Origin of the sequence: Clostridium sp. (assembly GCF_050717535.1) — a bacterium.
Lineage (GTDB): Bacteria > Bacillota > Clostridia > Clostridiales > Clostridiaceae > Clostridium_AD.
The window spans coordinates 65,347-80,829 of sequence record NZ_JBOITM010000071.1 but is presented as its reverse complement, the minus strand read 5'-3'; the positions used below and the strand labels follow the sequence as shown (position 1 = coordinate 80,829).

The following is a 15,483-nucleotide window of genomic DNA, read 5'->3' as shown; positions in this document are numbered from 1 at the left end:
TCGTATTTATATTATGCACTATTATTCCTTCATCTCAAACAATCCAAATATCTCTTCCTCACTTAAAGCTGCAAAGCCTTCTCCACTTGATAGTTCATCTCCCATAAGAGAGGATATAAGTTTTTTCTTTTCTTCTTGGAGTAACAAAATCTTCTCCTCTATAGTTCCTTTAGCTATAATCTTTACCACTTCTACCACATGTTTTTGACCAATTCTATGCGCTCTATCAGTTGCCTGTTCTTCTACTGCTGGATTCCACCAGGGGTCAAAGTGAACTACTACATCCGCAGAGGTTAAATTCAGGCCTGTTCCTCCAGCCTTTAAACTTATTAAAAACACAGAGTTTTCGCCACCATTAAAAGATTCAACTAAATTCATTCGCTTTTCTGAAGGCACCGCTCCGTCCAAGTAACTGAATGATATTTTCTCCACTCTAAGTCTCTTTTGTATATTCTTAAGAACAGAGGTAAATTGGGAGAAAACAAGGACTCTATGCCCTTCTTCTATACTGTTTTCAAGGAGTTCCACTAGTGCCTCTATCTTTGCACTTCCACCACTATAATCATTCATAAGCACCGTAGGATCAAGACATAATTGTCTTAGCTTTGTTATATAAGATAGTATTTCTATTTTACTATTTTTAAACTCATCATTTTTCACCTTATTTTCAATCAGCTCCATTGCATAGTTTGCATAGGTTTTATAGACTTTTTTTTGTTCTTCCTCTAAATTTACTATTAATTGTTTTTCTATTTTATCAGGTAATTCCTTTAAAACATCTTTTTTTCTTCTTCTCAGAATAAAAGGTTTTATAAGCTTGTTCAAATCCTCTAATATCTCCGGACACTCCTTTAACTTTTTATGATATCTTACACTAAATCTCTTTTCATCATACAGATAACCTGGCATTATAAAATCAAATATAGACCATAAATCCATAAGAGAATTTTCTATTGGTGTACCAGATAATGCGAATTTTGCCCTGGCAACTATCTCTTTCACAGCTATGGCATTTTGAGATTTTGGATTTTTTATATTTTGAGCCTCATCTAATATACAATAATCAAATTCTAATGCCTTATAGCTTTCTGCATCCCTCTTTAATAAGTTATAAGTAGTTATAATCACATCATAATTTTTAAAATTATTAATTATTTCTTCTCTCTCTTCTTTTATCCCATTAACAGCAGCTACCTTTAACCTGGGCGCAAACTTTTCAAATTCGCTTATCCAATTGTATATTAGGGATGTAGGTGCTACAATCAAAGTCTTACTCCCCTTACTGGCTAATATAAAAGTAATAGCTTGAATGGTTTTACCAAGACCCATTTCATCTCCGAGTATCCCTCCAAACCCTAAATACTCTAAGGTTTTAAACCAATTATATCCAACCTTTTGATATCCCCTCAACTCCCCCTTTAAATCTACCGGCTCTTTAAAGTTCAACTTTTCTATATTTTTAAGCTTATCTTTTATTACTTTTAGCTCTTTTTTACCTTTTATGTATCTAATTTTATTTTCTTCTAAATAACCATCTAAAAAAATTCCCTTACTTTTTGCTATTTCAATATGATTATTTTGAATATGAGAGGGGGTAATAACATCTAAGAGCTTCAAGAATTTATTAAGCTCTAATTCCTCCAAATCAAGAAACTCACCATTTTTTAGTTTATAATATTTAAGACTGTTTCTAAAGGCTCTTAGTATATTTGTAGTTTCCCTTGGCTCAATATCTCCTATTTTAAAATCCATTTCAAAGTAATTATATTTTCCGCTTTTAATATCTCCACTAATACCTTTAGTCCCAAGTGATTTTATACCTTTAAAATTTTCAGAGTAATATACTTCACCTATGTCTTGAAGTTTTCCTACCTCACTTTTGAAAAATTTGAATATGTAATCTTCTCCTCTTGTGAAATAAAACTTATTCTTTATTTCGTCAAAACCTAGAGATTTCAAAGTGGAAATAACCTGAGTTTCTTTTTTAGATTCTCTATATATGATTTTTTCATTGCAATCCTCAAAAACATTAAACTCAAAATTTCCATACTTCACCTTAAATGTTAGGGTAATATCTTTCCCTTCCTTATCAAAATAAAAACTAAATCCACACTTACCCATTACTATTTTGTCTTTTATAGACTTGGATAAAGTGACCCTTGGTGATAAAAAATTGAGGTCTGGTATAAGTCTTCTTAATATGTTTTCTTCCTCAAGACTTGTCATAGTTACTACCCTTGCCTCATTAAAAACTTGGAGATAAGGATTTATCTTATAGCAAAAATCATAATCTGGAAGGTATATATTGCTACCATACAAAAAAACATCATTCTTAGAACCTAGTGCAACTGGCATTCCATTTGTTGACTTAAGCACATAACTATCTTTTATTAGTTTCAAATCAAAATCTAGCGCAGGAGCATCATATAAAATTTCTGTATCTATAGGCCTAGAAAAAAAGCCTTCATTTAAATATACTCTATGCTTAATTATAATTTCAAAAAATTGTCTTGTTAAATATTTAGGAATATTAACGTTCTTACCGTCTATATATCGCTCTTCTCTTCTGTTAACGTATTTTTGAGTTAACTCCATTGTCTTTAACATTTCTATAAAATCTATAAGCCGTTTATCTTTAGTAGACAACCTTTGATTTACAATATTAAAATTGTAATTTTTGCTATAGTTTATAGGGATTTTATTATAATAGGCTAATAAAAAATGATTAATATCCTTTAAAATATAAAGATTGCTGGAAGTCATAGAGGTTAACCCTATTTTAAACTCAGCTGTAAGAGCATTTGTCCATTGATTTTTATTTATGTAAACCTCAATTTTGATTTCATCCTTATACTTTTCATCCCCTAAAAGCATAGATAGTACATTGCTACTATTTTTAACTATACCAAGGTTTATGGCATCTTCTTCCATTAAAAGAGGATGCTTAGCTAAATCCTCTACTGCACTATAAAATGTTGCCACTAGATGTTTGCAGCAATAATTTTCTACTTTAAATTCATTTTTTTCAAAATCTGCGCAGCTACAAGAAGTAGTAAAAATACTCCTTCTCACTGCATCCATCTCTATTTTTGTGTGATATTCATTAAAAAGTTTCTCTGAAATAACATTGCCCTCTATACATATTAATTTATCTTCATTTGTAATGTCTACAGAAGAAACCAAATCATTATTAAGGACCCTTTGACCACTAGCATGATTTTTACCACTGGTTCCTTCATTAAATATTTGTAATACCATATCTTCGTTCAACATATTTTCTCCTTAGCATTTAAATTTTATAATTATTTAAATTTTATAATCCTTTAATTATACCATAAAAAAAGAAAGAACATAAAACTTGCGTTCTATATTCTTTCCTAAATGGCTATCACAACTGAAATCATCTAAATAAACCATTTTTAAATATTAAAAACTATACATACTACAGCATCCCTACTAATAACTGTCCCAAAGTATTCACAAAGTTTAAATCTTCAAACTTAAATTCCTTATTTTTAATAGGAGCAGTTAAATAAAGTATTCCACGAACAACCCCTGATTTAATTATAGGAATGGCTAAAACAGAATTCCAATTGGGCATCCCAGTTACTAAATCATAGTCTATTATAGAGTCCCAATCTATTAAACATTTACCTTGCTTATCTTTAATTACAGACCTTATGATATCTCCACTATAGCCTTTAACTGAAGTCCAATTTTCCTTGAAAATTTTTCTCCCAAACTTTTCACAAATTTCATTTTCATTAACAATAAAAAACATACCATTTTGGGCTTCAGTGGTTTCAATTATTCTTCCAAGTGCATTGAATATTTTGGTTTCTAAATCTGACTCCGCCTTAATAATTTCAATTAGTTCTACCATGGCTAGTACATTTCTTGAATCTTGAACTACATTCCCTGATACTATTCCAGACAGTTTATTAGTACCCTTTGCCTTACCTAAAAACTTGTCTTCCCAGATTTGGCATCTATTCTTACCATTTGCCTTAGCCACATATAATGCTTGGTCAGCTTTTTCTACCAATTCTTGTTTCCATTTTCCATGACTAGGATAAGTAGCAATACCCATGCTTATAGTTAGTTCCCTTTTAGATCCTAGTATTTTTTTATTCTCAATGTTTTGTCTTATTCTTTCCGCAATACCACTTGCGATATTCACATCAGTTCCAGGTAAAATAACTATAAATTCTTCCCCACCATATCGTCCGCACACATCTATCTTTCTAATTGAGTCCATAACAATTTTGCAAACATCTCGAAGTACCTGATCTCCTGTTTGATGTCCAAACCTGTCGTTAACTCCTTTGAAATTATCCAAATCAAACATGATTATAGAAAACACACCAGTAGCCCCACTGGCCTTTTCTACATTATCTGATAGTGCTTCCTCCAGGAAACGCCTTGTCAAAGTCCCAGTTAGTTTGTCGATAGAAGAACTGATTTTAAGTAAATAGTTTTCCATAATAAAACTTATAAATGAAGTTAAGTCTAAACATTTATTCAAACTCACTTCATTAAAATTATTTAGTACTCTTTCAGACTCCATATACAAATAGCCTTTTATATTTTCTATTTGAAATGGTTCATTGTCTCTTTTAACTGGGCCCTTAGAATTTTCTGTATAGCAATGTTCCTTCCTTACAATAGGTATACACATTATAGATTTCATACCACTTGGTATAAATCTTAATTCAACATTTTTTGTACTATTAAACGTGTTACTAACTAATACAGAATTCTTAGTTTCCCGTACTCTTTGCAGTATTAATTTTATGTCCCCTATATCATGATTCCCATCACTAGAAGCAACAACTGAGCATTCATTATCATTTGACTCAGAAATAATTACACTCCTAGTAGATAGCACTATACTTGAAATAAGTTTTGTAATCACGTCTAATGTTTGAAGTGGATCCTCACACATATTAGTAATTATATCGTTTATATTGTGAATCCCCTCTGGCAAAATGGCACTGTATATTTTTTGAGCAGACTCAACAAAACTTTTACTATTTAATATTTTATTAAATGCTGTGTACTTAAATAGTATTGCTAAGTCATCATTGTTTGAAATTTTAATTTTATCCTCTACAAAATTGGAAGTTTTGTTACGTGCATTAGTCTTACTCATTCCTTTAATCATGTTAAAGGGCCCCATCATATTATAAGCATTAATATAATTTATTCTTAACCGCTCTGGCAATTGTAATGTACAATTTTTAATTATCTCACAAGCTTCAAAGTAATAGTTTACTGCATAAAAATAATCTTGATTAATAAAATAATAGTCTCCAATTGCACTACATATTCTCCATTGAAAATATTTATTCTTAACTTTTTTAGATAAATCCAAAGCTAGCGCTAAGCTGTCTATCTTCCTTTTATCACAATATATTAGTCCCTCTAAATATAATCTTTTAATATTCACCACTTCAACTAAAATATCTTCACTTTTGAAAGCATGGGCTTCAAATAAATCAGTAGCTTGGTGCACATATCCACTTTCATACAACGCAATGCAAATTTCATATAATGCATTAGCTTTATTTGTATTATTCTTATTTCCATTAATTAGCGCCATTATATTTTGAATACTTTCAGTTACATCCTCTATTCTTTCTAATCTATGAATTTCTAATATAAACAATAATAATCCACTATTATTATCTTGAGTTGTACCATTATTATTATATATATCTAGGGCTTTTTTAATTAAATCGTAAGCCTTTTCAATATTCCCTATGCCATAATAAAGTTCTGCTCCCATTTGATAATATATAGAAATATCTTTACCTTGAATAGGATATTGTTCTAACTCCTTTTGTGCTAGTAAATAATATTCATAAGCATCCTTGTTATTTCCCATTTTTAAAGAAACATAAGAAATGTAATTGTAAATATAAAATATATTACTTTCAAATTCCATACTTTTCGACTTTTCAAGCACGTCTTTAAAATATTTCAATGAGGTATTATAATTAAACTTATCGCAGTAACAAGTTGCTAAATTAACTAAAGCAATTAACTCTAATTCCACAATATTATTTTCCTGGCAAATTGATAAAAGTTTATTATAATAACCAATAGCTGCTTCGTTGTCTTGATAATGATCTCCATAAATTACTCCAAGATTATTTAAACAACGACTCATGCCTTCCAGGTAATTTATTTCTTCAAAATACACGAGTCCTTTTCTATAACACTCAAGAGCTTCAACCACTCTAGAAGTTTCCTTATATATAATTCCAAGATTATTGTACATAAGTCCTTTGTACTTTATATAATTATCGCCACATTTTTCTATACATTTAGTACATATTTCATAAGCTTTATCATATTCCTGTTTTGCAGTATATATGTTGGCAAGAATCCTCTTATTTTCAAGGTAGCCCTCCATATATTTCATATTTAACAATAGTTTCTCAGCCTTTTTTATATATTCAAGTGCTTTTTCTACTTCGTTTCTTATCATACATATATATGCTATTTTATTAGCACAATCAACTTGAAGTTTTTCTTCTACTAAATTAGTTGAATATCTATATGTTTTTTTATAGGTTTCTAGTGCCCCTGATAAGTTTGCTGTATCTGAGTAAATATCTCCTATCTGAATAAGAATCTCAACCTTTTGATTTTGATCCTCATCATCGGATAACATAGAAAAAGCTTTTTCATACTTAGCAATGGCTTCATCCATTATTCTAAATGATTTCATTTTTTCTGCAACTTCTATACAATATTTCACAACTCTATGCTTGTCCTTAGCTTTTTCTAAATGATATATAAGCTCTTCTTTATTGTCTCTACCCTCATTTTCAAATAAACTTTCTAGAACAGAAGCTGCAATCTCATGTTTAACTTTCTGCTCATCTTCACTTAGCCTATTATATATTAGATTTTTAAGCACCTTATTATTAAAATCAAAAACAAACCCCATATCTTCAATTTTTTTAATAAGTATTCCTTTAGAACACAGTTTCTCAATATAAATTTCTATCTTCTTTTCAGTGCCAATAAAAAGTTTTTCAATAACTTCAATTGAAACAGCAGTATTAAAGATAGCTATAGTACTTAAAATTTCATAGCTTTCACTACTAATTTCCTTTATTTGATTCAATAGTGCTTGTTCCATTGTTATGGCAATTGGCATTTCATCAAAGGTTTCAAAAGGAGTTTGCCACTTTCCATTATTTTTGTTTATGCAAATAATTTTTTTAGCTACGAACTCTTTTAGTGTTTCTTCCACAAATAGTGGATTTCCATAAGTTTTAGCATAAATTATTTTGCCAAATTTACTAGGAACTTTAGGCATACTAAGTATTTGTTTAAGCATAATAGCAGTTTCTTCATTATTTAAATTGTTTAAATAGAGATTCAAATTGTTAGAATTTTTATTTAATAATTGCTGATGCTTATTGTTTTCAAAGTAATCACCAGTACTATAAGATAAAACGATCATTATATTTTGCTCATTTTGCTTTTGCACATTTACATATTCTAAAAGTTCCAATGAAAATTCATCTAAACAATGAGCATTATCAATTATAAAAATAGTAGGTTTATTATACATTGCCTCTTCAACAAAGCTATATATTCTACTAATTAACCTGTACTTTTCTTTTTCGCCTACTAAAGATTCCGATGCTACAATATTATTTTCCAGACCAAGTTCCGGAATAAATTTTATTAATTCACTTTGATACCTTTTCACTATTTCTTCATCACACATATATACTATTTTTTTTAATATATCTACAAATGCCTTATTACTTTTACCTTGAAAATTTTCTATGGCAAAGCTAGAATATACATTAGCTTTTTTAATATAAAGCAAATGTTCAATTTCTTTTAAGAGTCTGGTTTTACCAATTCCCTGCTCACCATGAACAAGAATAATTTTATTTAAAGTACTTGGAGCACTTAAGTTCTCATAAGCACTTATTATTTCGTTAATTTGAGTACTTCTACCTACTATTTTTGTATTGAAATTCAACTTTTCAATATTTTCAATTATATAAGCGCTATATTTAGTATTGAAAAGTTTGTTAATGTGTTCCACTATTTCATTTATTGTACTATAGCGATACTTTAAATTTTGTTCTGTCATCTTTTTTATAATTGTTATTGCGTTCTTGTAAAATCCCAATGTTTCAGGACAATTTTTATATTTATTTTTAATTGTATTTTCCAGTTTCATAATGCTTTGATATATATCAAATTTTTGATGTACATCAATTTTACAAAGTGCAAGAAGAACTATTCCCATTGAATATATATCTCCTACTATTGTTGGTTTATTATCAATCATTTGCTCAGGAGATTTAAAGTTAAGTTGGCCTACTTTATTACGACTATAGTCTGGCTTTTCAATTTCTATAGTTGGTAAATCTACAAGAATAACCTTGTGATTATTATCCACCTCAGAAATCATTATATTGTTAGTATTTAGTTCACCATAAACAAAACCTCTAATATGTAAATAATTCATTACATAGCATAGTTGCATAAATATATTCAAAATTTCATTTTCATTTAAATTATAAGTCAACTCATGTAGCTCCACAGTATTCTCTATATAATCATTTGTATAGAAGTACTCACTTCTGCTAGTCTTTTTATTATCAATAGTGTGAACCAATCCAAAGTCAAACACGCTACTTATATTTACATGGTTTATACTTGTAAGTGTTGTAAACTCAGATGAATAAAAATCTATCAGATACTCTGATGCAAATTCAGAATTAATAATATTCAACTGCATTTTTTCATGATTATTTATAACATCAGAAACAAGATAGGAAGATTTAATCCTATCTTGACTCAACTTTGTGATTACCCTATATCTATTGTTAATTAAATCCATCTTATGACACTTCCCTCATTGCAAATATCTAGTTATTGACATTATAACATATCATTTGCATATTCTATAGTGCCATAATTAGTTTTTAAATATATTGTGTGCTTCCTTTTATAACTTTCATAAATATTGCTATTTAGGATTATTTATTGGTACTATAATATTATCAAACAAATCACTGTTTTCATTAACTTTAGATGCGCTACCAACAACACAATGTGTGTTTTGTTTTAGCGCTACCTCTAGCATATCGGCTGAATTTCTTATATCCTCAGCATTTGTAGATAACACTTCATCTCGTATCTTCTGAATATCATCTTGAGTTATACCTGAAAAATACATATTATCCGCTATTAAACCGCTATAATATGGTGTTCTTAAATAATCCATTCCTCCTATTGTTCCTATTATATAATTAGTCATTTCTTTATCGCTTGCTTTGAAATTTTTTAAAAATTTTACAACTCCATCAAATATATTTAAGGTCTCCTTTAAATTCGGATCACGATATGAGTAAAATAATACTTCATACTTTGTAAAACTCATAGCTCCCCCATATGCACCACCTTTAACTCTAAGTTCCTTCCATAAATAATCACTATTTATAATATTTTCTACAACTTTCATTTTTCCATTATAATTGAAGCCTGCATTTTTAAAGCCTCCAGCCTTCACAACGTATTGTACTTGAGAAGGAACAACAAAAGCTTCATTTTTTTTTGTAAAATCAAATTTATATTTCTCAGACAAGAATTCTTTATCTCCTATTCTTTTTGAAAATAAATTAAAACTATGAGTAAAATTATCATAATTTTTTTCATCACCAGTATAACTTACAACTAATCCTTTTTTGTTAAATACCATTTCTTTAATACTCTTTAAATTTTTTACTACATCATCAAATCTAACTTCAAAATTATCGTCTAAATCACAAATAAAATTGTAATAGGGTAAATACCCCAAATCATTATACTTACCACTATCTGATAAATAAGATAATGCATGCTCTACTGCAAAACTATTTTCCCCATTAACAATCATAGATTCATAATTTACTCTTAGCATTTTAATTAGTCCCTTCATTCGGACTTCATCATCAAAAACACTATGATTAATTATTTCATCTAAAAGTTCCAAAGCTTGAGGCAACCTAACACTTAAGCTACTCATTGAAACACTGATTTTAGGATGATATTCATTACTATCCCTATTATTTTTAAATTGAGTTGAATTAAAACTAATACCACCGGTATTTTCTCTCATCACATTTGAAAGCTGTATAAGATTATATTTTTCAGTTTTTACATTTCCTAAAATACTAGCAAGTAGTTTTAAATATAATATTTTATTTTGAGGCACCACTGAACTATCAAAATATAGGTTTGAGTACGTTATGCCATCAGTAAAAATAGGATGATACAATATTTTTATACCATTTTCTGATTTTTCTACCGTTGGAATTTCTTCTGCCTTTAAATTTAAATCTTCCCGCAAAAGTGTTGGCACCTTTGCTAAGTTTTCTCTTGAATCTGCTGTGTCCTGCCACTTTTTCAACTCTTCTGTGTCACTTTTTATTTTAGCCAACTCACTGTCTGTTAATGATAATTTATAAGTTGCAAGTTTGCTCTTTAGCATTTCTTCTTTTTTTTCATTCAATCCATTAAAAGGTATTAAAACAACTAATGAATTATGTTTGTTGTCCAACAGATATTTTTGTATTAGTTTTTCAAAATATCTATGAGACATCTTGGCTTTTATTTTTTTAAGTGCGGGAGTAATCTCTAAATATTCTGTAGGATTTATATCATAATTCCAAGTTGACATAGCAGTAGACATATAGTTCATTCCTCTATTAGCATCAGAATTTTCTATGCGCAAACTCAATTCCACAGCAGTAAATACTGAATTTACTAATTCACTATCAAACCCTTCTTTCACTATTCGCTTTAGTGAAGTCTCAACAACATTTTTAAATTTATATTTTTCTGCCTCATTTGCATTTGTGGTAATTATACTGAAAGTTGGTTGCATTGTTGATGTATTAAAACTAGCATACCCGTTACCTCCAATACAGCTTTTCAGTAAATCTTTTCTTAAAGGTGAAGCCTCAGTATTTAAAAGAATTGCTTGCAACATTTGAAATGCTAAAACTTTCTCAACATCTGTTCCTTTATCAATAACATAATTTGATGATAAATAAGCCATATTTTTAGTACTTGCTTCTTTTGCTACAGGATATATTTCTACTTTTTCTACCGCAGGTTTATAAGCCTTTTGTGATTTAATCTCGCTATCAACAAAGGTATTTTTTAGTTTACATAGATAGTTGTCATTTATAAATTTTAAGGTGTTTTGAATATCTAATTTTCCATACAGATATAAAGAGCTATTTGATGCAACATAATATTTTTTATAGGTCTCTAGAAATTTATCATAACTTAATTCAGGAATATTTTCCGGATTACCACCTGATTCAAAATTATATAAATTGTCCTTAAAAAGAGATTTATTGATAGTATTGGCTAGTATTACTTGTGGTGAAGAAGTTGCACCTTTCATTTCGTTATATACAATTCCGTTATACTTTAATTCTCCTGTTTCCTTAACAATTTCATAATGCCAGCCTTCCTGCATAAGTATTCTAGGATCTTTAGAAATATTAGGATAAAACACTGCATCCAAATACACACTCATCAAATTTTGAAAATCCTTATTATTTTTACTTGCTACTGGATACATTGTAAAATCCGGACCTGTAAATGCATTTAGAAACGTGCTCAATGATTGTTTAGTCATAATAAGAAATGGATCTTTAACGGGATATTTCTCTGAGCCACACAAAACAGAATGTTCAATAATATGATTAACACCAGTATTATCCTCAACTGGTGTACGAAAACTTATTGAAAATACCTTGTTTTCATCCTCATTCTGTAAATAAATAAGTTTAGCTCCACTTTTGACATGTTTAAATATCATGGCCGTAGAATGTATGTCTTCAATCCATTTTTTAGATTCTAGCTTAAATCCTGATATACTTTCGCCTATTTTAAAGATGTTCACATGGTTTGTAGTAGAAATATAATTGGATAGTTTTAGCTTTTCACCTTGCACAGTTCTTGTAACTTGTGCACTTTGTGCACTGATACTGGAGTTATTTAGCAATAATCCAGTTACTAATAATATAGAAGTTAGTTTTGTGAATTTTTTCATTTTACTCCACCTTAAATATTTATTTTTCAAAACATTATTTTTTTCATGTTGTGAATAGTATGTTTTATTTTGAAGGAAGTATTCACTTACTATTTTAAATAAAAAAAATCCAGTAGAATAAATTCTACTGGATTTTTTACACATTTATTGGTTATGAATTAATTAAACATTTACTCCATTTAACATATTAAGCATATCTTGCTTTTCATTAGTAAATCTATTATACACACTCTGTTTTACCTGTGAAGAACTACTTCTAAAATAAACATCAACCTTTTGACGTTCATTATATAAATCATTTATGATATTACCGTCACTATTATTTAAATTAAGTTTTGAGAAAACAGATAAAGTTCCTCCTACACCATGCTGAACTACTGTAGAATATAAACTCTCCTTCAAAGCATCACTTTTTTTGCTTATATCAAAACCATATTTTGATTTTAATGCTTGTGCTGCTATATCATAATAATTTTCTTTAACACAACCTTGCTGCAGCTTTAAGAAATTATCTTTATCAGCTAGTGCAATGCTAGTCCATGCCGTATCGAAATTCGTGCCAAATCTATTACCATCTTTAGCTTTAGCTTCTGATAGTTTTGAATAAATTTGATTATCTTTCTTTTGTAGTGACTTAACAAAGGAATCTAAAGAACCTGTCTTAGAGGAAAATTGCCATGCACCATATGACTTTCCACCATAATCACCTGATGTATTACTTATCGAACCCGGATCGCCATTAGATTCATATTTAGCAGATGTTGACCCAAAGCTGTTTAATTTATTATCCGCGCTTTGGCTACCACTATTTAATGATAATGCCGCACCCCTCATATTTGCATTAAAATTACTCATAGAACTCAGTGAATCATCTAAATTAGGAGAATTTTCCTTTGATAGCGCAGTTGACATAAGCTCTGCCATCATAGAATTACCTGAGCTATCCATCATTTGAATAAGCATTGTTTGAAATGCTAATTCTTGCATTGCTTTTTCATTCTGAAAATCCACTGTGCTATCATCAGAAATTGTATTATTATTTTTTATTTGTGAAGCATATTGATTTAACAAAGTATTGTTAATTATATTTGTAGATAATGCCATAATTATCACCCATTTTACATAAATTATTTTCCTACATTATCATTATCGTATACTTAAATATAAACTTTATATTAATTATATAAAAAATACAATCCTATTACACAAATTAATGGACTAAGCTCTACTGTATAGAGAAATATAATTGCATATATTAAATGTGTACCTATATTTTATTTAAATAACTACTTCTTTGTAAATCAAATACTAACTTAAAATATAATTTGTATGCCATAGACTAATTTATATATTGAAAGTTTTTGTGTAAAATTATAACGGGTGATTAATAGAGAAGTTTATCAGTAAGAATAGCATCTTTTAATTATGCCCACTCCTCTAGAATAGATTTTATTTTAGTATTAAATAAAATTACAGAGCATGTCCTACTTAATCTCAATTTCAAATCATATTCATATTCTTCGAATTCACATTGCATCTTTTGTTTAATTCTATTATGAAGAACATCATGGGTATAATCCATATCATCGTAGGGAATATTGTCTATAAGGAAAAAATCCAATTCTTCTCCTGCAGCACCTTTAAGCTGAAAATTGTTCGCCATTTTATTTATCATAAACCATTTTTTTATATTTTCATATTCTTTCATCATTTTTTCTAATGACATATTATATATTGCCTCGTCCAAAAACGGGACTTCCTGCAAACAATTTACATTCATAACATTATCTTCTATGTCTTTAACAAAATAAAACATTTTCTTTTCCCCCAAAACTAAACTTATATTTTTTTGTGCATATATTTTAACAACTTTAAATTCAATTATCAGTATAACAAACATTGATTGTATTTTCTATTAATACTTAAACCCAATTGTTGCAAATATTACTATATAATATTTGTTTTTAGACTTGCAAAGTGATATTATTAAGATATATATATTATATGAAAGGAGAATTTAAATGAACACAATGAAAGAATTTACTTTTGAACCTCGTTATATGAGTTTAGCAGTAATAAAAGGTATAGATGTAGGAAATAAAATATTAAATGATCTTATCTTAGAAGATGAGAGTTGTTTAGGTCATAGGCAAGTAGGTAGCAGAAGCTATCATATATTCTATTTCAAAAATGATCGTTTTTCGGTTTTTTATCACAAAGGTGGTACAGATGCAATGTACTCCTCTGAATCACTAGATGTAGTTTTAGAATATGTAAATAATTTAAAACCAGAGGATTTTGAATAGAAAAAACATAATATAAAATGGAATGCAGTTGGAGATGAAATAATGTCAATAACCACTATTACAAAAATAGCAGATACAAAGTTTTTAAAACTTTATAATGCAGAATATATCAATAAAGATGGTGAATCCAAAAATTGGTCCATAGCTTCTAGAAAGGATTTGAACACATTAAAAGACAATTATTTTAATGGAGTAGAAAGCCATATTGATGCTGTTATTATAGTAGCTACTTACGTAGATAAAGCTACTTACGTAGATAAAGCTACTCATGCAGAAGAAAATAAATTAGTTGTAATAAAGCAATTTAGGGTTCCACTTAATGATTATGTTTATGAAATTCCCGCTGGACTTATAGATGCTGGTGAGGATTTTGAAACTACTGTAAAACGTGAACTAAAAGAAGAAACTGGCCTAGATTTAATAAAAATTGATTTTGAAAAGACCAAATCTAAGGTCTATATATCAGTAGGTATGACAGATGAGTCTGCAGCCTTAGTATATTGCACCTGCCAAGGCGAAATATCTAAAGCTTATTTAGAACCAGATGAAGATATTGAGATTATGCTATTATCCAAGCAAGAAGCTAAAAGTTTGATTGCCACAAATAAGAACATAGATATTAAAGCTTTTCTTGCTATACAAAACTTTATAGGATAATTAAGTGCCACCCACGTGGCAAGTAGCATCTTGTAACTAAGGATTGATCAAATAAAACTCCAGCAGAATATTAGTTTATTCTACTGGAGTTTTTATTTTATTAGATAAAAATTATCTTTTTAGTATGAATTACACAATTTCTTACATTTATATCCTAATTAAAAATGAAAATTCTACAAATTTAATCTTGTCATTACCTCAGCATCAAAAAACTTCCTAGATGTAGATCCTGAAACACTATACACTTCACTATCGTCTATTTTTACAGATACACCCTCTGTACAATGCCCTAGGCAAAAAATTGCTTTTAGCTGAACCACCTCTGACAAATTATATTCTTCAATAATCTGCTGAAAATTATTAATAACATTATAAGACCCTTTAATATGACATGCACTTCCTACACAAACACTTAAATCAATCACA

At 28.9% G+C, this 15,483-nt stretch carries 8 protein-coding genes; 2 read left to right on the top strand and 6 right to left on the bottom strand.

All coding sequences use genetic code 11. From position 1 onward, the window contains the following. Window positions 1-21: 21 nt before the first annotated feature. The 5 genes from ACREVU_RS12640 to ACREVU_RS12620 form a co-directional block, all read right to left on the bottom strand. On the bottom strand, window positions 22-3,273 hold the full coding sequence (locus ACREVU_RS12640; RefSeq protein WP_431551953.1) for a DEAD/DEAH box helicase: 3,252 nt from the start codon (window positions 3,271-3,273) through the stop codon (window positions 22-24). Between the two features lie 169 nt (window positions 3,274-3,442). Further along, window positions 3,443-8,884, bottom strand: a complete 5,442-nt coding sequence (locus tag ACREVU_RS12635) for a diguanylate cyclase (protein WP_431551952.1) — start codon at window positions 8,882-8,884, stop codon at window positions 3,443-3,445. Window positions 8,885-9,013: 129 nt separating this feature from the next. After that, window positions 9,014-12,094 (bottom strand): insulinase family protein, encoded by a 3,081-nt coding sequence (locus ACREVU_RS12630; protein WP_431551951.1) that lies wholly within the window; start codon window positions 12,092-12,094, stop codon window positions 9,014-9,016. 162 nt (window positions 12,095-12,256) lie between these two features. Then, window positions 12,257-13,198 carry a VgrG-related protein gene (locus ACREVU_RS12625; protein WP_431551950.1) on the bottom strand — a complete coding sequence of 314 codons (942 nt, stop codon included), beginning with the start codon at window positions 13,196-13,198 and terminating at the stop codon, window positions 12,257-12,259. A gap of 319 nt (window positions 13,199-13,517) precedes the next feature. Beyond that, window positions 13,518-13,910 (bottom strand): hypothetical protein, encoded by a 393-nt coding sequence (locus ACREVU_RS12620; RefSeq protein WP_431551949.1) that lies wholly within the window; start codon window positions 13,908-13,910, stop codon window positions 13,518-13,520. 205 nt (window positions 13,911-14,115) lie between these two features. Here ACREVU_RS12620 and ACREVU_RS12615 point away from each other — a divergent pair, with 205 nt between their 5' ends. Together ACREVU_RS12615 and ACREVU_RS12610 are read left to right on the top strand one after the other, a co-directional pair. Continuing rightward, entirely contained in the window at window positions 14,116-14,400 is a 285-nt protein-coding gene (locus ACREVU_RS12615) for a hypothetical protein (RefSeq protein WP_431551948.1), read from the top strand. A gap of 42 nt (window positions 14,401-14,442) precedes the next feature. Further along, complete coding sequence (locus ACREVU_RS12610) at window positions 14,443-15,057, top strand: NUDIX hydrolase (RefSeq protein ID WP_431551947.1); 615 nt, start codon at window positions 14,443-14,445, stop codon at window positions 15,055-15,057. Between the two features lie 173 nt (window positions 15,058-15,230). On the opposite strand, the gene ACREVU_RS12605 is transcribed toward ACREVU_RS12610, so the two are convergent. Beyond that, window positions 15,231-15,482, bottom strand: coding sequence for a (2Fe-2S) ferredoxin domain-containing protein (locus ACREVU_RS12605; protein WP_431551946.1), 252 nt, complete (start codon window positions 15,480-15,482; stop codon window positions 15,231-15,233). Window position 15,483: the final 1 nt, after the last annotated feature.

Coding starts and splice junctions, on each gene's coding strand:
- ACREVU_RS12640 (WP_431551953.1), bottom strand. CDS start 3,273: ATGTTGAACGAAGATATGGTATTACAAATATTTAATGAAGGAACCAGT.
- ACREVU_RS12635 (WP_431551952.1), bottom strand. CDS start 8,884: ATGGATTTAATTAACAATAGATATAGGGTAATCACAAAGTTGAGTCAA.
- ACREVU_RS12630 (WP_431551951.1), bottom strand. CDS start 12,094: ATGAAAAAATTCACAAAACTAACTTCTATATTATTAGTAACTGGATTA.
- ACREVU_RS12625 (WP_431551950.1), bottom strand. CDS start 13,198: ATGGCATTATCTACAAATATAATTAACAATACTTTGTTAAATCAATAT.
- ACREVU_RS12620 (WP_431551949.1), bottom strand. CDS start 13,910: ATGTTTTATTTTGTTAAAGACATAGAAGATAATGTTATGAATGTAAAT.
- ACREVU_RS12615 (WP_431551948.1), top strand. CDS start 14,116: ATGAACACAATGAAAGAATTTACTTTTGAACCTCGTTATATGAGTTTA.
- ACREVU_RS12610 (WP_431551947.1), top strand. CDS start 14,443: ATGTCAATAACCACTATTACAAAAATAGCAGATACAAAGTTTTTAAAA.